General features: G+C 72.4%; 19 protein-coding genes and 1 pseudogene. 12 read left to right on the top strand and 8 right to left on the bottom strand.

Translation table 11 applies throughout. The annotated features are described in order from the left end of the window. The first annotated feature begins 301 nt into the window (after positions 1 to 301). The 3 genes from ACIRBX_RS28335 to ACIRBX_RS28325 all read left to right on the top strand — a co-directional run bounded on the left by ACIRBX_RS28335 (position 302) and on the right by ACIRBX_RS28325 (position 3,524). Positions 302 to 628: a hypothetical protein gene (locus ACIRBX_RS28335; RefSeq protein WP_402300847.1), complete on the top strand. Its 327-nt coding sequence runs from the start codon at positions 302 to 304 to the stop codon at positions 626 to 628. Positions 629 to 847: 219 nt separating this feature from the next. After that, positions 848 to 2,041, top strand: coding sequence for an Ig-like domain-containing protein (locus ACIRBX_RS28330; RefSeq protein ID WP_402301226.1), 1,194 nt, complete (start codon positions 848 to 850; stop codon positions 2,039 to 2,041). A 208-nt stretch (positions 2,042 to 2,249) separates the two neighbouring features. Continuing rightward, positions 2,250 to 3,524, top strand: a complete 1,275-nt coding sequence (locus ACIRBX_RS28325; protein ID WP_402300845.1) for a hypothetical protein — start codon at positions 2,250 to 2,252, stop codon at positions 3,522 to 3,524. A 68-nt stretch (positions 3,525 to 3,592) separates the two neighbouring features. On the opposite strand, the gene msrA is transcribed toward ACIRBX_RS28325, so the two are convergent. The 3 genes from msrA to ACIRBX_RS28310 form a co-directional block, all read right to left on the bottom strand. Further along, positions 3,593 to 4,252, bottom strand: coding sequence for a peptide-methionine (S)-S-oxide reductase MsrA (msrA, locus tag ACIRBX_RS28320; RefSeq protein ID WP_402300843.1), 660 nt, complete (start codon positions 4,250 to 4,252; stop codon positions 3,593 to 3,595). Positions 4,253 to 4,356: 104 nt separating this feature from the next. Beyond that, positions 4,357 to 5,436 (bottom strand): hypothetical protein, encoded by a 1,080-nt coding sequence (locus ACIRBX_RS28315; protein WP_402300841.1) that lies wholly within the window; start codon positions 5,434 to 5,436, stop codon positions 4,357 to 4,359. 35 nt (positions 5,437 to 5,471) lie between these two features. Then, a complete protein-coding gene (locus tag ACIRBX_RS28310) occupies positions 5,472 to 7,097 on the bottom strand; it encodes a M48 family metalloprotease (protein ID WP_402300840.1) in 1,626 nt (541 codons plus the stop codon). Positions 7,098 to 7,268: 171 nt separating this feature from the next. On the opposite strand from ACIRBX_RS28310, the gene ACIRBX_RS28305 reads away from it, so the two are divergent. From ACIRBX_RS28305 to ACIRBX_RS28290, 4 genes are all read left to right on the top strand, one after another. Further along, positions 7,269 to 8,423: a cystathionine gamma-synthase gene (locus ACIRBX_RS28305; RefSeq protein ID WP_402300838.1), complete on the top strand. Its 1,155-nt coding sequence runs from the start codon at positions 7,269 to 7,271 to the stop codon at positions 8,421 to 8,423. A 93-nt stretch (positions 8,424 to 8,516) separates the two neighbouring features. Continuing rightward, complete coding sequence (gene ilvA, locus ACIRBX_RS28300) at positions 8,517 to 9,731, top strand: threonine ammonia-lyase (RefSeq protein WP_402300836.1); 1,215 nt, start codon at positions 8,517 to 8,519, stop codon at positions 9,729 to 9,731. Positions 9,732 to 9,951: 220 nt separating this feature from the next. Further along, on the top strand, positions 9,952 to 10,962 hold the full coding sequence (locus tag ACIRBX_RS28295) for an ATP-binding cassette domain-containing protein (RefSeq protein WP_402300834.1): 1,011 nt from the start codon (positions 9,952 to 9,954) through the stop codon (positions 10,960 to 10,962). Continuing rightward, positions 10,962 to 11,822 (top strand): ABC transporter permease, encoded by an 861-nt coding sequence (locus ACIRBX_RS28290; protein ID WP_402300833.1) that lies wholly within the window; start codon positions 10,962 to 10,964, stop codon positions 11,820 to 11,822. Before ACIRBX_RS28295 ends, ACIRBX_RS28290 begins: the two co-directional genes overlap by 1 nt. Positions 11,823 to 11,888: 66 nt before the next feature. On the opposite strand, the gene greA is transcribed toward ACIRBX_RS28290, so the two are convergent. Beyond that, positions 11,889 to 12,389, bottom strand: coding sequence for a transcription elongation factor GreA (gene greA, locus ACIRBX_RS28285; RefSeq protein WP_402300831.1), 501 nt, complete (start codon positions 12,387 to 12,389; stop codon positions 11,889 to 11,891). A 186-nt stretch (positions 12,390 to 12,575) separates the two neighbouring features. After that, a complete protein-coding gene (locus ACIRBX_RS28280) occupies positions 12,576 to 13,004 on the bottom strand; it encodes a DUF4307 domain-containing protein (RefSeq protein ID WP_402300829.1) in 429 nt (142 codons plus the stop codon). 150 nt (positions 13,005 to 13,154) lie between these two features. On the opposite strand from ACIRBX_RS28280, the gene mca reads away from it, so the two are divergent. Together mca and ACIRBX_RS28270 are read left to right on the top strand one after the other, a co-directional pair. Next, on the top strand, positions 13,155 to 14,048 hold the full coding sequence (gene mca, locus ACIRBX_RS28275) for a mycothiol conjugate amidase Mca (protein ID WP_402300827.1): 894 nt from the start codon (positions 13,155 to 13,157) through the stop codon (positions 14,046 to 14,048). A gap of 61 nt (positions 14,049 to 14,109) precedes the next feature. After that, positions 14,110 to 14,352: a hypothetical protein gene (locus tag ACIRBX_RS28270; RefSeq protein ID WP_402300825.1), complete on the top strand. Its 243-nt coding sequence runs from the start codon at positions 14,110 to 14,112 to the stop codon at positions 14,350 to 14,352. A gap of 7 nt (positions 14,353 to 14,359) precedes the next feature. On the opposite strand, the gene ACIRBX_RS28265 is transcribed toward ACIRBX_RS28270, so the two are convergent. Further along, on the bottom strand, positions 14,360 to 15,403 hold the full coding sequence (locus ACIRBX_RS28265) for an FAD-dependent oxidoreductase (protein ID WP_402300823.1): 1,044 nt from the start codon (positions 15,401 to 15,403) through the stop codon (positions 14,360 to 14,362). A gap of 98 nt (positions 15,404 to 15,501) precedes the next feature. On the opposite strand from ACIRBX_RS28265, the gene ACIRBX_RS28260 reads away from it, so the two are divergent. After that, positions 15,502 to 16,083, top strand: coding sequence for a TetR/AcrR family transcriptional regulator (locus ACIRBX_RS28260; protein WP_402300822.1), 582 nt, complete (start codon positions 15,502 to 15,504; stop codon positions 16,081 to 16,083). Between the two features lie 39 nt (positions 16,084 to 16,122). On the opposite strand, the gene ACIRBX_RS28255 is transcribed toward ACIRBX_RS28260, so the two are convergent. Then, positions 16,123 to 16,734, bottom strand: a complete 612-nt coding sequence (locus tag ACIRBX_RS28255) for a phosphoribosylanthranilate isomerase (protein ID WP_402300821.1) — start codon at positions 16,732 to 16,734, stop codon at positions 16,123 to 16,125. 197 nt (positions 16,735 to 16,931) lie between these two features. On the opposite strand from ACIRBX_RS28255, the gene ACIRBX_RS28250 reads away from it, so the two are divergent. Further along, a complete protein-coding gene (locus ACIRBX_RS28250) occupies positions 16,932 to 17,540 on the top strand; it encodes a LysE family translocator (protein ID WP_402300818.1) in 609 nt (202 codons plus the stop codon). A 44-nt stretch (positions 17,541 to 17,584) separates the two neighbouring features. Further along, positions 17,585 to 18,277 carry a B3/4 domain-containing protein gene (locus ACIRBX_RS28245; protein WP_402300816.1) on the top strand — a complete coding sequence of 231 codons (693 nt, stop codon included), beginning with the start codon at positions 17,585 to 17,587 and terminating at the stop codon, positions 18,275 to 18,277. 102 nt (positions 18,278 to 18,379) lie between these two features. Here the strand turns inward: ACIRBX_RS28245 and ACIRBX_RS28240 are convergent. After that, positions 18,380 to 18,496, bottom strand: a pseudogene (locus ACIRBX_RS28240) (pyridoxal 5'-phosphate synthase lyase subunit PdxS); the annotation flags it as partial.

The raw sequence follows: 18,496 nt of genomic DNA, 5'->3' as shown, positions 1-18,496 counted from the left end.
CGCCGAAGCAGGTGACAGCGGACGCGGGAGCGGCTCCCCGCCCCGAGGTCACCACGGACACGTCGGTCGGCCCTGACCCGGCCCTCCGTGTCCCGCCCGTGGGGGCTGCCGTCGTCCCGCCCCTGCCCGGCCCAGGCCGGAGCAGGGTGCGGTGGCCCCTGCGGCACCCACCGCGCCGCAAGGCGCGTCCGCGCCGCTCCCGGGTGGGGGAGCACGCGCGGACGGTGTGGCCGGTCCCCTTCCGAGGGGGCCGGCCGCACCCGTTTCCCGGCCCGGCCCCGGCTCGCCTAGGCTCGCCCCCATGACCACCACTGACCTGCCCGAGCAGGACGCCCCCCGATACGTACGCCTCAGCATCGAGATCGTCGCCGAGATCACCGACGAGCAGGCCCTCAAGGGCGCCGCCCTGGCCCAGGTGGAGGCCGACGAGTACCTGGACGACGAGGAGCGCGGCCAGTCCGTGGAGGCGATCGAGCTGGACCCGTCCGGTTCGCTCGCGCACTTCATCGACCCGGTGGCGCTGCTGGCCGGCGTCCCCGGCGTCGAGCTGACCTCGGCCACCTGGGAGTCGGCCCGGACCGAGTACGACGAGGACCAGGAGACCTGGACCGAGTACGCGGACCAGTAAGCCCTCCTCGAATCGCCCGTCCGGAGCCCCGGACGGGCGATTTGTCCGTTCTGGCGGCATCTTCAGTACTCTCGTACGATCTCAACCGTTTGGTGATGGAACCGCTTCCGCCCGGATCGCGTTGATTTGGTACGTAACGCCCGTTGGTGAAGAGCAGGGAGAACCGCCGTGAAGCAGACCGAGAACCCGCGCTGGAGCAGGCGCGGTGTGCTGGCCGGAATGCTGGGCGCACCGGTCCTGCTGCTGGCGGCCTGCAACGACGACAAGCCGTCCGGCGGCAGTGCCGCCGGTGGCGGCGCGGGCAGCGGGGGGACGGGCGGCGGCAGTTCGCCGAAGACCTCGGTCGCGAAGATCACCGTCGTCCCGGCGGACGGCGTCACCGACGCCCCGTTCACCGAGCCGGTCAAGGTCACCGTGCTGGACGGGAAGCTGAGCTCGGTGAAGCTCACCGCCGAGGGCGGCAAGGAGATACCCGGGCAGCTCGCCGCCGACGGGGCGAGCTGGACCTCGACCGAGCCGCTGGCCAGCGGCACCAAGTACGCCCTGGCGGCGGTCGCGCTGGACGCCGGGAAGCTGGAGGCGGACGCCAACGCCGAGTTCGCCACCGCCTCGCCGGCCAACACCTTCGTCGGCTACTTCACCCCGGAGAACGGCGCCACCGTCGGCGTCGGCATGCCGGTCTCGATCAACTTCAACAAGCCGGTCACCGACCGCAAGGCCGTTCAGCAGGCGATCACGGTGACCGCCGACCCGGGCGTCGAGGTGGTCGGGCACTGGTACTCCAGCACCCGGCTGGACTTCCGCCCCGAGCAGTACTGGGCCAAGGGCACCAAGGTCACCCTGAAGCTGCGGCTGAAGGACGTGCAGGGCGCCAAGGGCGTCTACGGCACCCAGTCCAAGGACGTCACCTTCACCATCGGCCGCAGCCAGGTCAGCGTCGCCGACCTGGCCAAGGACACCCTCACGGTGACCACCGACGGCCAGGTGACCGCCACCTACCCCGTCATCGGCGGCTCGCCGGAGCACCGGACCTGGGCCGGCAAGCTGGTCATCTCCGAGCAGTACCGGCAGACCAAGATGGACTCGCAGACCGTCGGCCTGGGCGACGAGTACAACATCCCGGACGTCCCGCACGCCCAGCGGCTGACCACCTCGGGGACCTTCATCCACGGCAACTACTGGTCCCCGGCATCACAATTCGGCAACGCCAACACCAGCCACGGCTGCATCGCCCTGCGGGACGTCAAGGGCGGTGGCGATCCGGGGACGAACGGGGCCAGGTTCTACGCGAGTTCGATGGTCGGCGACGTGGTCGAGGTGGTCAACTCCGGTGACAAGACGGTGACTCCGTCGAACGGTCTGAACGGCTGGAACATGGACTGGAGCGCCTGGAAGGCGGGCAGCGCGGTCTGACCCGGTCAACGGATCGTCATAAGACCCGGATAAGTTATGGGGTACGTCCCCGTTCCGCCACGAGCGCGGAAAAGGGGATGCCCCGGCCGGTGAAAGCTGCTTGCCTGGGCGATGTAGCCAAGTCGAAGCACAGCGGCCCGGTGAGCAGTCCGGGCACCTTTCACGGGGGAGACGTCCCATCAACACCACCCTGCGCCGTACGGTCCGCGTGACCGTCGCTGCCACCGCCTGTTCCGTCGTGCTGGCCGGCGGCCTGGTCGCCTGCGGCACCGTCAAGCAGCTGTCCGCCGCCGACAAGGTCTCCGGTGCCTTCGGCAAGCTGTACGAGGCCAAGAGCTTCAAGGCCGAGCTCGGCTTCGACGCGACCGCCGACCAGATCATCGCCTTCGACAAGGCGGTGACCAAGGACAAGAGCGACCAGATCGAGAAGGACGCGGCCGAGCTGATGGCCGGCATCAAGCTCTCGATCGCGATGTCCGCCGACAAGCCGCTGAAGGACGTGCCGGGCCTCAAGGACGGCAGCCAGGCCACCGACATCAACTCGATCCCGGACGACCTCGGGTTCGACTTCGCCTACGGCATCACCGGCAAGGACGGCGCCGCCCTGGCCGACCTGCGCTACGTGGACGGCACCTTCTACGGGAAGGCCGACGTCGACGGCATCGCCAAGATCGCCGGCGAGGACACCAAGGACCTCAAGAAGTCCACCTCGGTCTTCCCGAAGGTGATCCAGGACGCCGTCGGCGGCAAGTGGGTCTCGGTCGACACCAAGACCTTCAAGGAGCTGGCGAAGGAGGCCACCGCCGCGGCTGGCGCCAAGGGTGCCACCCCGTCTCCGGCCCCGTCGGTCGACCCGAAGGTCGCCTCCGGCCTGGTCAACACGGTCAAGGACGTCATCTCCCGCAACGTCAGCTTCGAGGACAAGGGCAAGCACGAGGGCGCCGACCACATCTACGTGGCCGCTCCCGCGAAGGCCTTCGCCGAGGACCTGCTGAAGAGCGTCAAGCCGGTGGCCAAGGACATCCCCGGCTTCGACGACCTGCCGTCCTCGGTGCCCTCCGACTTCCCGGACAAGAAGGTCGGCGTCGACGTCTTCATCAAGGACGGCGCGCTCTCCGCGCTCTCCTTCGACCTGGCCCAGTTCGCCAAGGACGCCCCGGCCGACGTGCACCTGCCGGTCAAGGTGGCCTTCGCCAAGGACGCCGAGGTGAAGGCCCCGGAGGGTGCCACCGCGTTCACCAAGAAGGACTTCGAGGACACCATGGCCGCCGTCATGGGCGCCGCGATGGGCGGCACGACCAAGCCGGGCTCGACCACCGGCGCGGGCACCGGCACCGGCGGCGGCGCGGCTGCCGCCACCCTGACCGACGCCCAGGTCAAGGAGCTCGCCGCGCTGGGCGGCGTGCCCGAGGCGCAGATCAAGGTGCTCGCCCAGGCGGGCATGGGCTACGACCAGCTGAAGGCCCTCATCGCGGCCGGCTGACACCCGCTCAGGACGGAGGCCCCGTCACTCCCCCCGAGGGGAGTGACGGGGCCTCCGTCGTCCCGGGGTCAGGCCCGGGCCACGCCGATCGGGCAGCTCGCGCCGGTGCCGCCGAGGCCGCAGTAGCCGTTCGGGTTCTTGGCGTCGGAGAGGTACTGCTGGTGGTACGTCTCGGCCGGGTAGAACGGGCCGGCCGGCGCGATCTCGGTGGTGATCGGGCCGAGGCCGATCGCGGTCAGCGCGGGCTGGAAGGCGTCCTTGCCCGCCAGGGCCGCGGCCAACTGCGCGGGGGAGTGGGTGTAGACGGCGGAGCGGTACTGGGTGCCCCGGTCGTTCCCCTGGCGGAAGCCCTGGGTGGGGTCGTGGGACTCCCAGAAGGTCTTCAGCAGCGTCTCGTAGGAGATCAGCTCGGGGTCGTACACCACCCGGACCACCTCGGTGTGGGCGGTCAGGCCGCTGCACACCTCCTCGTAGGTGGGATTCGGGGTGTGGCCGCCCTGGTAGCCGACCAGGGTGGTCCAGACGCCGGGCAGCCGCCAGAAGGTGCGCTCGGCACCCCAGAAGCAGCCGAGGGCGAAGTCCGCGACCTCCAGGCCCGCCGGGTACGGGCCGGTGAGCGGGGTGCCCAGGACGGTGTGCGGCTCGGTGGGGGTGAAGGACGGCTCGGCCCGGCCGGGCAGCGCCTGGTCGGCGGTGACGAGCTCGCTCTTGGAACGGTTGAACAGCACGGCCTGCTCCCGGGGTTCGACATCGGGGGGTGACCGGTACAACGGCGGGGCCCGCCCCGGCATTCCGGAGCGGGCCCCACGGGCGGCGAACGGGTGACGTCCCGTCAGCGGGCGCCGCCGAGCGCCGCGACCACCGTGCCGCGCAGCGCCACGAACTCGTCCGGGCCGTCCTCCCCGTCCAGGAACGGCCGGGGGATGACCGGGCCGAGCGCCCGGAGCTGGGCCAGCGCCTCCGGGTACCGGCCCTGGCCGACCAGGAAGCGGACCGCCCAGCCCCGGGCGGCGGCGGCCTTCGGGTGGTCGGGGCGGGCTACCGCGAGGTCGGCCAGCAGCGCGTCCACCGCGGCCCGCAGCTCGGGGCCGGTGCGGGTGGCGGCGTCGTCGTACTGCTCGGTGTACGCGTCCAGCCTGTACAGCGTGAGCAGGCTGCCGGCCGGGGCGGCGGCGATCGCGCCGTCCACGAAGGCGTGCATCAGCTCGTGGCTGCCGTGCCACTTGCGGCACCAGTACTGCATGGCCTGCCAGTGGCCGTCCCAGTGCTGCGGGGCACGGGCGAAGACCTCGGCCCAGAGCGCGCGGAACTCGTCGTTGGTCCAGTTCTGGCCGCGGGCCAGGGCCAGCTGGGAGAGGAAGGGGCTCGGGTCGTCGGCCGGGGCCAGCCGGACGGCCTCGGCACCGGTGGCCCGGGCCTCGGCCAGCTTGGCCCGGAAGCCCTGCGCCATCTCGTCGGTCACGGTGTTCGAGTAGCCGCCGCCGCGGATCCGCCAGCCGGCGTGCACCAGCGCGGCGGTCTGGATCGCGGCGGCGTCCGAGGACTCCGGCCGCTCCAGCCGCCAGGCGTTCAGCCAGGCGTCGTCCCGCCCGGCCAGCGAGACCAGCAGCTCGATCCGGTCGTAGCGTTCGTCCCAGTCCCGGCCGGCCGCCTCGACGTACCCGGCGGCCGGGCGCCAGTCGCCGTGCCCGGCGGCGTCCAGGGCGGCCCGGGCCGAGTCGTCCAGGGTGGTGTGGCCGAGCACCAGCCCGCCGTTCGGCACCAGGCCGAACTGCTCGGCGACGGCCGGTCGGTCGAGCAGCGCCGCGTGCCGCAGGCCGGCCTCGGCCTGCCGCCGGACGGCCCGCCGGCGGAGCACCGACTTGCCGACGGTGAACAGCAGCGTGACGACCGCGATGGTGAGGAAGAGCACGAAGGACTCCGGTGGTTCGTGGAGTTGACGGAGGATCAGAGGGCGCGGGCCGCCGACAGGCGGCGCAGCGGTGTGGTGTCGGGGAGGTCCGCCACGGCGGCGTCCAGGGCCGGGCCGAACTCCTCGGACCAGCCCTCGGGCAGCCGCAGGACGGAGCCCTCGGCCCAGGACAGCTCCCAGTGCGCCAGCCCGGCCTCGGCCAGGGCGAGCACGGTCAGCTCGGCCAGGTGGGCCCGGAGCACCGGACGGGCCAGCTCGCGGGCGCCCAGACCGGTGGCCGCGGTGGTCCGGCCGTCCCGGGGCAGCCGGCCGGCCAGCTCCCAGCCCCGGCCGGTCTCCAGGGCGGTCAGCGCACCTTCGGGGGTGCCGGGCAGCCCCATCGCGGTGAGCGCGGCGGCGGTGACGGCGCAGTCCTGCCGGCACCGGGCCAGCGAGGTCTCCTGGATCAGCTCGTCCCACTCGACCCGGCGCTTGGCGGCGGCCTCGGGCACCAACGAGACGGTCTCCAGCGCCGCGAGCAGCAGCTCCGGCTCGCGGAGCAGGGCCAGTGCCCCCCGGCCGCCGCCGGCCGCCCGGCCGTCCTCCGGCAGGGCCTCGACCGCGGCCACCCGCAGGGCGATCGGCGGGTGCGAGTCGTACGGGTCCTGGTGCTGCTCCGGCAGTTCGAGGCCCAGACGGGCCAGCTCGGCCCGGCGGTCCGGGTCGGCCAGCAGCTCGGTGAAGCCGCCGTAGACCTGGCCGGGCGGCGGCAGCAGGCCGGCCTCCCAGCCGATGGTGGCGTAGCGCCGGAGGTAGAAGCCCTCGGCCGCTTCGAGCAGCGGGATGCGGCGCAGCGCGGCGGCGGTGGCGTCCCGGCCGGCGATGGCGGCGGCGGTCCGGTCGGCGGCGTACTCCTGACGGCGGCTCACCGCCTCGGAGACCCGGAAGTAGAGCTTGGCGTACAGCCCGAAGACCCGGGCCAGCGCCCGGTCCACGCCGCCGCCGGCGGTCAGCTCGTGCGGCTTCTTGCCCTTGGCGATCCGTACCGCGTCGTCGGCCGCGTACTCGGCCTGCCTGTTCTCCCGGCGCCGCTCGGCCCGCAGGTTCAGGCTGTCGACGGTGTGGGTGATCGCGCTGCGGCCGGCCATGGTGAGCGCGGCGAGCTTCACGTCCCGGTTGCTGTAGTGGCCGAACTCGTGGGCCAGCACGGCGTCCAGCTCGTCCTCGGTCAGGCCGGCCAGCAGCGGGGCGCCGATCTCCAGGTGGCGGCGGCCGGGCAGCAGCCCGAGCAGCTTGGTGTCCTCCCGGACGGAGGCGTTCACCCCGGGGGTGATCCGCAGCTCGGCGGGGCCCCGGACGCCGGTCAGCCCGGCCAACCGGTCCACCCGGGCCCAGAGTTCGGGCTGCTCGGCCCGGCTGACCGCGAGGCCGCTGTCCGGGCCGTCGTACCGGGGACGGCGGGTCAGGAAGACCACCCGGGCGACCGGGTAGACCACGGCCAGGCTGAGCACGATCAGCTTGGCGATCCCGAGGTTGAACCGGCCGGTCTCCACCACCAGGGCGACGTCCAGCCCGACCACGGTGAGCACCATGGCGGCGGCCAGCAGGTAGAAGCCGACCAGCAGGGCCACCGCGAGCGCCGCCCGTCCGGTGGTGCTCGGTCCCGTCGGTCGCGGGGGCATGCCCATCCGCTGTCCTCCCCCTGCTCGCTGCCGGTGCCCGTCGCTCCGCTCGTGTCGGACACGTGTACGGAGCGTGGAGATCGTAGCCGCCCCGCGCGCGGGAGTTGACGGACGGTCCGGCGGAGGGTCACAACGACCGCATTGGTCCCGTTCGCGCACTAGGCTCGGAGCATGACCGAGCACCCTCTTCCCCAGGGCTTCGAGACCCTCGCCATCCACGCGGGCCAGGAAGCAGACCCCCAGACCGGGGCCGTCGTCACGCCGATCTACCAGGTGTCCACCTACAAGCAGGACGGGGTGGGCGGCCTGCGCGGCGGTTACGAGTACAGCCGCTCCGCCAACCCGACCCGCACCGCGCTGGAGGAGTGCCTGGCCGCGATCGAGGGCGGCGCCCGCGGTCTGGCCTTCGCCTCCGGTCTGGCGGCCGAGGACACCCTGCTGCGCACCGTGCTGAAGCCGGGCGACCACATCGTCATCCCGAACGACGCCTACGGCGGCACCTTCCGGCTGTTCGCCAAGGTGCTGACCCGCTGGGGCGTGGAGTTCTCGGTGGCCGACACCCAGAGCCTGGACGCCGTCCGGGAGGCGATCCGCCCGGGCACCAGGGCGGTCTGGGTGGAGACCCCGTCCAACCCGCTGCTGGGCATCTCCGACATCGCCGGCCTGGCCGACGTCGCGCACGCGGCGGGTGCGCTGCTGGTGGTGGACAACACCTTCGCCAGCTCGTACCTGCAGCAGCCGATCGCCTTCGGCGCCGACGTGGTGGTGCACTCCACCACCAAGTACATGGGCGGCCACTCGGACGTGGTCGGCGGCGCCCTGGTGGCGGCCGACGCGGGCCTGGGCGAGGAGCTGGCGTACCACCAGAACGCGATGGGCGCGGTCTCCGGCCCGTTCGACGCCTGGCTGGTGCTGCGCGGCATCAAGACCCTCGGGGTCCGGATGGACCGGCACAGCTCCAACGCCGAGAAGGTGGCCGAGCTGCTGCTCTCGCACCCGAAGGTCAGCCAGGTCTACTACCCGGGCCTGCCGGAGCACCAGGGCCACGACATCGCGGCCAAGCAGATGAAGGCCTTCGGCGGCATGGTGTCGTTCCGGGTCGCGGGCGGTCAGCAGGCGGCGGTCGAGGTCTGCAACCGGGCGGAGCTCTTCACCCTGGGCGAGTCGCTGGGCGGCGTGGAGTCGCTGATCGAGCACCCGGGCCTGATGACCCACGCCTCGGTCGCGGGCTCCGCGCTGGAGGTCCCGGCCGACCTGGTCCGGGTGTCGGTCGGCATCGAGGCGATCGACGACCTGCTGGCGGACCTGACCCGGGCACTGGGCTGATCCCTCCGCTTCCGGGGGCGCGCGCCTGATGGCGCGCGCCCCTTCGGCTATCCGTGCTCCAACTCCCTTCCGCACCACCGCACCCGAGGAACCATGCAGAACTGGCCGGTCACCCTGGACGACGTGCGCGGCGCGCACAAGATGCTCGCCGGGGTCGCCCGGGTCACCCCGATGGAGACCAGCCGGTACCTCTCCGGCCTGGTCGGCTCCCCGGTCCACCTCAAGTGCGAGAACCTCCAGCGCACCGGCTCCTTCAAGCTGCGCGGCGCCTACGTGCGGATCGCCGGCCTGACCCCGGTGCAGAAGGCGGGCGGCGTGGTGGCCGCCAGCGCGGGCAACCACGCGCAGGGCGTGGCCCTGGCCGCCTCGCTGCTCGGGGTCCGCGCCACGGTCTTCATGCCGCGGGCCGCGCCGCTGCCCAAGGTGGCCGCGACCAGGGACTACGGCGCCGAGGTGAAGCTGCACGGGGCGACCGTGGACGAGGCGCTGCGGGCCGCCCAGCAGTACTCGGAGGCCACCGGCGCGGTCTTCATCCACCCCTTCGACCACTGGGACGTGGTGACCGGCCAGGCCACCCTCGGCCTGGAGATCCTGGAGCAGTGCCCGGAGGTGCGCACCATCCTGGTCGGGGTGGGCGGCGGCGGGCTGCTAGCGGGCATCGCGGCGGCGGTCAAGCCGCTGCGCCCGGACGTCCGGGTGGTCGGGGTGCAGGCCGCCGGGGCGGCCGCCTACCCGCCCTCGCTGGCCGCCGGGCGCCCGGTCTCGCTGGAGCGCTTCGCCACCATGGCCGACGGCATCATGGTCGGCCGCCCCGGCGACATCCCCTTCGAGGTGGTGAACACGCTGGCCGACGGCGTCCGGACGGTCTCCGAGGAGGGCCTCTCGCGGGCCCTGCTGGTCGGTCTGGAGCGGTTGAAGATGGTGGTCGAGCCGGCCGGGGCCAGCCCGCTGGCGGCCCTGCTGGAGGACCCGGAGGCCTACCGGGGCGGCCCGGTGGTGGCGGTGCTCTCCGGCGGCAACATCGACCCGCAGCTGATGCAGCGGGTGCTGCGGCACGGCCTGGCCGCCGCCGGGCGCTACCTCTCGCTGCGGGTCCGGCTGACCGACAAGCCGGGCGCGCTGGCCGACCTGCTGGCGGTGCTCACCCGGGTGGACGCCAACGTGCTGGACGTGGCGCACGTGCGGATCGACCCGCAGCTCGGGCTGACCGAGGTGGAGGTGGACCTGCACCTGGAGACCAAGGGACCGGAGCACTGCGCCCTGGTGGTCGGCGAACTCCGGGACGACGGCTACGTGGTGAGCCGCTGACCGAAAACCACGGGCGGTTGTCGGTGGGAGCTGAGAGGGTGTCAGCGCGGTGGTCCGCGCCCCTCCGGCGTGCCACCACCCCCGGCCTCGACGCGATATATCGCGTCCACCGGGGTCCGTCGGCATGAATCCCGGTGCGCCCGGGTAGTGCAGTGGGATAAAACGGACAAATTACTAGTCTCTGTGCAAGTCATTCCGTAAGAGGAGATGAGGCAGGCTCATGGCGCCAGCCATCCAAGCCGAGAACCTGGTCAAGACCTTCGGTGACGTACGCGCCCTCGACGGCGTCAGCCTGGACGTCCCCGAAGGCACGGTGCTCGGGCTGCTCGGCCCCAACGGCGCCGGCAAGACCACCACCGTACGGGTCCTCACCACCCTGCTCCGCCCGGACTCCGGCCACGCCGTGGTCGCCGGGGTGGACGTGCTCAAGCACCCCAACCAGGTGCGCAGCCTGATCGGCCTGTCCGGCCAGTACGCCGCCGTCGACGAGTACCTGACGGGGCGTGAGAACCTCCAGATGGTCGGCGAGCTGTACCAGATGACCAACCGCGACTCCAAGGCCCGCGCCAAGGAGCTGCTGGACTGGTTCAACCTCACCGAGGCCGCCGACCGCACCGCCAAGACCTACTCCGGCGGCATGCGCCGACGGCTCGACCTGGCCGCCGCCCTGGTGGTCCGCCCGCCGGTGATGTTCCTGGACGAGCCGACCACCGGCCTCGACCCGAGGAACCGGCTGGCGCTCTGGGAGGTGATCGAGACCCTGGTCGAGCAGGGCACCACCCTGCTGCTCACCACCCAGTACCTGGAGGAGGCCGACCGCCTCGCCCACGACATCGCGGTGGTGGACCACGGCAAGGTGATCGCGCGCGGCACCGCCGACCAGCTCAAGGCCCAGATCGGCGGCGAGCGGATCGAGGTGGTGGTGCACCGGGGCGACGACGTCACCGAGGCGATGGCCGCGCTCGGCCCGTACGCCAAGGGAGACCCGGCGCTGGAGAAGAACACCCGGAGGATCACCGTGCCGGTCAGCGGCGGTGCCCGGGTGCTCGCCGACGTGATCCGCGAGCTGGACGCCCGCTCGATCGAGATCGACGACATCGGCCTGCGCCGCCCGACCCTGGACGACGTCTTCCTCTCCCTCACCGGCCGGGCCACGGTCGAGGAGGACGAGGAGGGCGAGGGCGAGCAGAAGCCCGCCAAGGGGCGCAAGAGCCACGGGAAGGACGCCTGATGACCACGGCCAACCCGCAACAGGCCATCGGCACCGCCGTGGCCCACCCCAAGCACGGTCTGGCGGCGATGCTGCACGACTCCTGGGTGGTCGCCAAGCGCAACCTGCGCCGGATGACCCGCATCCCGGAGATCGTGGTCTTCGGCCTGATGCAGCCGGTGATGTTCGTGCTGCTCTTCACCTACGTGATGGGCGGCGCGATCCAGATCCCCGGTGCCGAGGCGAGCACCGACACCTACACGCAGTTCCTGATGGCGGGCATCTTCGCCCAGACCGTCACCTTCGCGGTGGCCGGCGCCTCGGCCGGCATCGCGGAGGACATGACCAAGGGCCTGGTCGACCGCTTCCGCTCGCTGCCGATGGCCCGCTCCGCCGTGCTGGTCGGCCGCACCCTGGCCGACCTGGTGCAGACCGCCTTCACCCTGCTGGTGCTGGCGATCGTGGCGGCCATCGTCGGCTGGCGGTTCCACGAGGGCTTCCCCAAGGCGCTCGGCGCCTTCGCGCTGCTGCTCCTGCTCGGGTACGCCTTCTCCTGGATCGGCGCGCTGATCGGCCTCTCGGTGCGCAGTCCGGAGGCGGCCACCTCGGCCGGTCTGATCTGGCTGTTCCCGCTGACCTTCGTCTCCAACGCCTTCGTGCCGATCAGCTCGATGCCGGGCTGGCTGCAGGGGATCGCGTACTGGAACCCGTTCAGTGCCACCGTGCAGGCCTGCCGCGACCTGTTCGGCAACCAGCTCGGGCCGGTGCAGGGCGGCTGGCCGATGGAGAACGCGGTGCTGGTCTCGGTGCTGTGGTCGCTGGTGATCCTGGCGCTGTTCGGCTGGCTCTCGGTGCGCAAGTACCGCTCCGCCGTGGGGTGAGTGACGGTACGACAGGAGCGGCCGTCCCCGGCGTGGGGGCGGCCGCTCCGGCGTGTCGAGGGGGCGTCAGCCGGTGTGCGCCTCGACCGCGACGATCTTGACCATGGCGCGCTTGCCGTTCGGCAGCTCGTAGTGCGCCTCGTCGCCGATCTTCTTGCCGTCGATCGCCACGCCCAGCGGGGACTGCGGCGAGTAGACGTCGATGTCGGTGGTGCCCGCCATCTCGCGGGAGCCGATCAGGAACTTCATGGTGTCGTCCTCGTCGCCGTCGAAGGCCACGGTCACCACGGTGCCGGGGGCGACCGCGTCGGTGCCCGCCGGGGCCTCGCCGACCTGGGCCCGCTCCAGCAGCTGGGTGAGCTGACGGATGCGCAGCTCGCCCTTGCCCTGGTCGTCGCGGGCGGCGTGGTAGCCGGCGTTCTCCTTGAGGTCACCCTCCTCGCGCGCCGCCTCGATCTTCTGGGTGATCTCGGAACGCCAGGTGGTGGTCATGTACTCCAGCTCAGCCTTGAGCTTGTCGTAGCCGGCCTGAGTGAGCCAGGTCACGTTCTCGCTGGTCTGGGTCACGGGTGCTCCTCGTAGGTGCAGGGTCGCGCTGAGGGTGGGTCAGCAGCCGAACGGTGTCGTACTACAAAGCAACGCCCGGCTTCCGGGCACAAGGTGCGGAAGGGGCGAAACCACGAGCCTAACAACTTCCGTCCCCGAAGGGGAGGCGTTACTTCGGGGGACGTGCCGCCCCGGCGGACTCCGGCCTCACTTCGCCGGGGTGCAGCCCAGCAGCTCGGCGGCGGTGGCCCGGGCGGTGGTGCGCAGGGTGACCACCTCGTCCCAGGTCGAGCCCGCGGCCGGCACCTGGAAGTCGTGCAGCCCGACCACCCCGCCGTCCTCGGCCTGCGCCCGGACGGTGCAGACCCCCGCCTTCCCCTCGCTCTTGTGCACGGAGAGCTGCACCTTCACCTCGCTCTCCGAGACCACCTGGAAGCCGGGCAGCAGCCCGTTCATCTCGGACCCCTTGGACACGTACGAGTAGCCCAGCCAGCCGACCAAGGCCAGCCCGAGCACGCCGCAGACCAGGCCGGCGGTGCGCAGCCGGCGGTCGGCCTCCTGGTCGGAGGAGCGGCCGTAGCGGCCCTGCGGGGCGGCCGGGGCGGCGGGGGCGGTGGTCGTACGTCCGGAGTCCATGGCGGCTCGGTCCTTTCGGGGAGGGGCCGCCGGTCTGCGGAGGGAATGGACGGGCCCTTCGTTCAGTCACTATAGGAGTGGTACGTCCGCGCCGGAGGCGGCGGGGGGAGCGGCCCGATGAACCGGATGATTCCCGGAAGGAACCAGGCGTTGACTGAGCAGTTGCGACTGATGGCGGTGCACGCGCACCCGGACGACGAGTCCAGCAAGGGCGCGGCCACCATGGCGATGTACGTGTCGCAGGGGGTGGACGTCCTGGTCGCCACCTGTACCGGGGGCGAGCGCGGCTCGATCCTCAACCCCAAGCTCCAGGGCGACCCGTGGATCGAGGAGAACATCCACGAGGTCCGCAGCAAGGAGATGGACGCGGCCCGGGAGATCCTCGGGGTGAGGCAGGCGTGGCTCGGCTTCGTCGACTCCGGCCTCCCCGAGGGCGACCCGCTGCCGCCCCTGCCGGAGGGCTGCTTCGGACTCCAGGACGTGGCCGAGGCCGCCGCGCCGCTGGTGAAGCTGATCCGCGAGTTCCGCCCGCACGTGATCACCACGTACGACGAGAACGGCGGCTACCCGCACCCGGACCACATCATGACCCACAAGATCACCATGGCGGCCTGGGACGCGGCCGGTGACCCGGAGGCGTACCCGGGCCTGGGCGAGCCGTGGCAGCCCTCGAAGCTGTACTACAACGGCTTCACCATGAACCGGATCAAGACCATGCACGCCTACCTGACCGAGCACGGCATCGAGTCGCCGTACGGCGAGTGGATCGACGGCTGGGAGAAGAGCGGTCGCAAGGACCGGGAGATCACCACCCGGGTGCGCTGCGACGACTGGTTCGAGACCCGGGACCGCGCGCTGATCGCGCACGCCACCCAGATCGACCCGGACGGCCCGTGGTTCCGCGTCCCGCTGGACGTCCAGAAGGCCGTCTGGCCGACCGAGGACTACGAGCTGGCCCGCTCGCTGGTCGACACCGACCTGCCGGAGGACGACCTGTTCGCCGGCCTGCGCACGCCGGCCGGCACCGCCGCCGCCTCGGCCTGACGGCACGACACCTTCCACCCCGGTGGTCCGGCCCGTGTAGGGCCGGGCCACCATTGGAGACATGAGCACCCCGATGCACCTCGCCACCGACCTCGCCACCACGGCCCTCGCCTTCGACAAGGCCAAGGTGACCCCCGGTCTGCTCGGCTTCGTGGTCTTCGCCGCCCTCGGCGTGGCCACCTGGTTCCTGGTCAAGTCGATGAACAAGCAGTTCGGGCGGGTGAACTTCGTCGAGGAGCCCGAGCCGGCCGCCGCGCCCGCCGCCGCGCCGGCCGCCGCGCCGGCCAAGACCGCCCGGGACTGACGGCGGCTCAGCCCGGCAGCAGCCGGGCCAGCCCGTCCCGGAGCCCGGTGCGCTCGGTGGAGACGAAGCGGTGCAGGGTGCGCGAGGCGAAGGCGGTCCGCTGGGCCGTGCGCCGGCGCTCCCGGTCGTAGTCGCGCAGCGCGGCCGCCAGGCCGGTGCGCCCGTGCCGGACCACCGCCCGGGTGAGCGCCCCGGCGTCCAGGATCGCGGTGCAGGCGCCCTGGCCCAGATTGGGTGTCATGGCGTGCGCCGCGTCGCCGACCAGGGCCGTCCGGCCGTCGTGCACGAAGCTCGGCAGGGCCGGGTACAGGTGCCGCATCTCGTAGCGGAGCCAGCAGGCCGGGTCGGTGGTGCCGAGGATGCGGGGGATCGGGTCGTGCCAGCCCTCGAACAGCCCCGGCAGGTCGGCGGCGGTGGTGCCATCCGGGACCGCCGCGTACCAGTTGGTCCGGCCCGGCTCGACCGGGGTCAGACCGAAGAAGCGGCCCCGGCCCCAGGTCTCGCCGTGCAGCCCGCTCTCGAAGTCGGCGATGCCGATCCAGGCCACCGAGCCGATCGGCACGGGCCCGGCGGCACCGCCGAAGCAGTCCTGCCGCACCACGCTCCGGATGCCGTCGGCCCCGACCAGCAGGTCGTGCCCGGCCCGCACGTCGGCCACCCCGGCGACCGGCTCGCCCAGCTTCACCGGGACGTCCCCGAAGGACTCCAGCCCGGCCAGCAGCGCGTCGATCAAGTACGGGCGGGAGAGCAGCAGTTCGGGCTTGCCGGCCTTCTTCTCCACCCGGTCCAGCGGCAGCCGCGCCAGCACCCGGCCGTCCGGCCGGCGGATCCGGGCGTCGCGGTAGGGCACCGCCCGGCGGCGCACCGCCGCGCCGACCCCGAGCTCCTCCAGCGCGTCCTGCGCGGCGGGCGTCAGCGCGAAGGCGGTGCCGTAGCGCTCCACCTCGGTGCGGCGCTCCAGCACCGTCACCAGCCAGCCCGCCCGGCGCAGCCCGATCGCGGTCGCCAGCCCGCCGACTCCCGCCCCCACCACGATGGCCGTACCCGTCATCACGCCCCCCGGCGTCGTCCCGTCCCTGGCCTACCACACCTGTGGTACCACGCCTGGGGTAGATTGGGCAATGCGCGTACCAGCAAGGAGAACTGACGGTGAGTGGGAGCCGACGCGAGGTCCTGGGGGACGCCGCGATCCGGGTGCTGGCCGAGGCCGGCGGGCGCGGGCTGACCCACCGCGCCGTGGACGCCGCCGCCGGGCTGCCGCTCGGCACCGCGAAGAACTACCACCCGAGCCGGGACGCCCTGCTCCGCGCCGTCGCCGAGCGGATCGTCGAGCAGTACGAACGCACCACCGCCGAGCTGATGGTCTCCGGCGCCCGCCCGGTCGACCGGGCGAGCCTGGCCGCGCTCCTCACCGGCCTGCTCCGCAACGTGGCCGGCCCCGGCGCCCCCCGGATGCTCGCCTACCTGGAACTCCAGGCCGAGGCCGCCCGCCGCCCCTGGCTCGCCGACATCCTGGCCCCGGTGGTCGCCGCCGACTTCACCGGATTCGAGCACGCCCAGCGCGCGGCCGGCCTCCCCGTCACCCCCCGTCGGGCCGCCACCGTCACCCTGGCCCTGCACGCCGCCATCCCCCAACTCCTCGGCGGCAGCCCGTCGGCGGTCCGCAGCGCGGGCCTGGACGACCTCGACGCCTTCGTGCACGGCCTGCTGGAGTCGGTCTACGGGCCGTGAGGAGCCGCGGGAGTGCGGCCGTGCGGGCCGGGCGCCTGCTCAGGCTCCCTTGGCCGCCGCGACGAAGTCGCGGATCAGCGCGGGGTCCTTGACGCCGCGCTCGGCCTCGACCCCGCTCGACACGTCGACGCCCCAGGGACGGACCGCGCCGATCGCCTCCGCGACGTTGCCGGGGGTCAGACCGCCGGCCAGCAGCCAGTGCCCGGTCGGGCGGGCGTCCGCGAGCCGGCCGAGGTCCCAGCGCTCCCCGTGGCCGTACCGGGGGGAGTCGAGCAGCAGCATCGCCTCGCCGTAGGCGCCGGTGGTGAGGTCGGGCTGCTCCTCGCCGACCGGGCCGAGGTGGGTGGCGCGCAGCAGTACCAGGGGGAGGGCGGCCAGTGCCGCGAAGTCCTCCCGGGCGTAACGGCCGTGCAGTTGAAGGGCGTTCAGGCCGGCGGCCAGGGCCAGGCGGCCGGCCTCGGCGGCGGGGATGCCGCTGACCACGCCGACCGACAGCACTCCGGGCGGCAGGTCGCCCGCCAGTCCGCGGGCGGTGGCGGGGTCGAGTCGGCGCACGCTCTCGGTCAGCATGAAGCCGACGGCGTCCGCCCCGGCGTCCACGGCGGCGGTCACATCGGCCGCGTTTCGTACCCCGCACACTTTGACGAACATATCCGTCACCCTAGTCATCCGAACGGGCGGCGGTAGTCGAACAGCGAATGCGGCGGGATTCCGCGCATCTCGATTCCGATACTTCCGGAATATCATCTCTCACTTCTGTTCGAGGTCCGGGGCGCACCGGTCCTGGCTGTATCGTCGTGCATACGCCAAGCGATTTGATCCTTGTTCGGAAGTCCTGGAGGACTGCCTTGAACATCAGCTTCCTTCTGACGTCGCTCGCGATTGTCGCCACGCCCGGCACGGGCGCCCTCTACACCGTCGCGGCGGGGCTCTCGCGTGGCACCCGGGCCAGTCTGGTGGCGGCATTCGGATGCACGCTCGGCATCGTCCCGCACATGGCCGCGGCCATCACCGGTCTGGCCGCCGTGCTGAACGCGAGCGCGGTCGCGTTCCAGACCCTCAAGTACGCCGGGGTGGCCTACCTGCTCTACATGGCCTGGGGGACGCTCCGCGACCGGGGCACCCTCACGGTGGACGAGAACGCGCCGGAGGTCCCCGCGCTCAAGGTGATCATGACGGGCATCACCATCAACCTGCTCAACCCGAAGCTCACCATCTTCTTCTTCGCATTCCTGCCGCAGTTCGTGCACACCGACCGCTCGGACGCCTGGCTCCCGATGACCCAACTCAGCATCGTCTTCATGCTGATGACCTTCTTGGTCTTCGCGCTCTACGGCCGCTTCGCGGCGGCCTTCCGCGACAAGGTGGTGGCCCGGCCCTCCGTGGTCACCGGGATGCGGCGCACCTTCGCCGGCTCCTTCGCCGCCCTCGCCGCGGTGCTGGCCTTCGAGGTCTGACCTTCCGTCACCAACGATCCGACCACTAGTAGCTAGGCGGTTCCGTGTACTTCCAGCACTCGTCCGACATCTGGCGCGACTTCCCGGCCCTGGTGCCCGGTGTGCTCCTGGTGTCCGACGTCTCCTCCGAGACTCCGGTCCGCGACCAGGTCGCCGCCCTGTACGAGAGCGCCGACGCCCGGCTGGCCGCGGCGACCGAGGGCGAGATGCCGGAGATCCAGGCGTGGCGGCGGGCCTTCTCGACCATGGGGCTCAAGCCGACCCAGTACCGCTGCGCCTCCGAGTCGCTGCTGCGCCGGTACCGCAAGGAGCGGTCGCTGCCGGAGATCCACCCGCTGATCGACCTGTGCAACGCGGTCTCGCTGGCGTACGCCGTCCCGATCGCGGTCTTCGACCTCGCCAAGGTGACCGACCACCTGGAGGTGGGGTACGCCAAGGGCACCGAGTCCTACCTGACCTTCTCCGGCGAGACCGAGACCGCGCCCGAGGGCGAGGTGGTCTTCGTGGACGGCGCCGACCAGGCGCACGCCCGCCGCTGGACCAACCGGCAGAGCGGCCTCTCCTCGATCCAGCCCGGCACCCGCTCGGCGCTGATCGTCACCGAGGCGCTGCACGAGTCGGCCCCGGCCGACGTCGAGCGGCTGCTGGAGACGCTGACCCGGGAGCTCTCCGCGCACTGGACGGTCGCGGCGAAGCCGGCGGTGCTGAGCGCGAGCGCGCCCCGCTACGACTTCTGACGGTACGACTTCCGGCGGTACGGCTCCTGACGGTGCGTCCGTCGGACACGCGGACGGGCGTGGTGCGGGGGAGGACCCCGCACCACGCCCGTCCGCGTGTGGTCACCAGCCGCGGTTGGCGTAGCGCTCGGTCTCGGGCAGGGTGTCGCAGTTGATGCCGACCATGGCCTCGCCGAGGTTGCGGGAGGCGTCCGCGATGATCTTCGGGTCGTCGAAGAA

It is taken from the genome of Kitasatospora sp. NPDC096147, assembly GCF_044763225.1.
GTDB lineage: Bacteria > Actinomycetota > Actinomycetes > Streptomycetales > Streptomycetaceae > Kitasatospora.
Note: the sequence above shows the minus strand (reverse complement) of the source record. Positions and strands in the feature narration are given on the sequence as shown.

Coding starts and splice junctions, on each gene's coding strand:
- ACIRBX_RS28335 (WP_402300847.1), top strand. CDS start 302: ATGACCACCACTGACCTGCCCGAGCAGGACGCCCCCCGATACGTACGC.
- ACIRBX_RS28330 (WP_402301226.1), top strand. CDS start 848: ATGCTGGGCGCACCGGTCCTGCTGCTGGCGGCCTGCAACGACGACAAG.
- ACIRBX_RS28310 (WP_402300840.1), bottom strand. CDS start 7,097: ATGCCCCCGCGACCGACGGGACCGAGCACCACCGGACGGGCGGCGCTC.
- ACIRBX_RS28305 (WP_402300838.1), top strand. CDS start 7,269: ATGACCGAGCACCCTCTTCCCCAGGGCTTCGAGACCCTCGCCATCCAC.
- ilvA (WP_402300836.1), top strand. CDS start 8,517: ATGCAGAACTGGCCGGTCACCCTGGACGACGTGCGCGGCGCGCACAAG.
- ACIRBX_RS28295 (WP_402300834.1), top strand. CDS start 9,952: ATGGCGCCAGCCATCCAAGCCGAGAACCTGGTCAAGACCTTCGGTGAC.
- ACIRBX_RS28290 (WP_402300833.1), top strand. CDS start 10,962: ATGACCACGGCCAACCCGCAACAGGCCATCGGCACCGCCGTGGCCCAC.
- ACIRBX_RS28280 (WP_402300829.1), bottom strand. CDS start 13,004: ATGGACTCCGGACGTACGACCACCGCCCCCGCCGCCCCGGCCGCCCCG.
- ACIRBX_RS28270 (WP_402300825.1), top strand. CDS start 14,110: ATGAGCACCCCGATGCACCTCGCCACCGACCTCGCCACCACGGCCCTC.
- ACIRBX_RS28265 (WP_402300823.1), bottom strand. CDS start 15,403: ATGACGGGTACGGCCATCGTGGTGGGGGCGGGAGTCGGCGGGCTGGCG.
- ACIRBX_RS28255 (WP_402300821.1), bottom strand. CDS start 16,734: ATGTTCGTCAAAGTGTGCGGGGTACGAAACGCGGCCGATGTGACCGCC.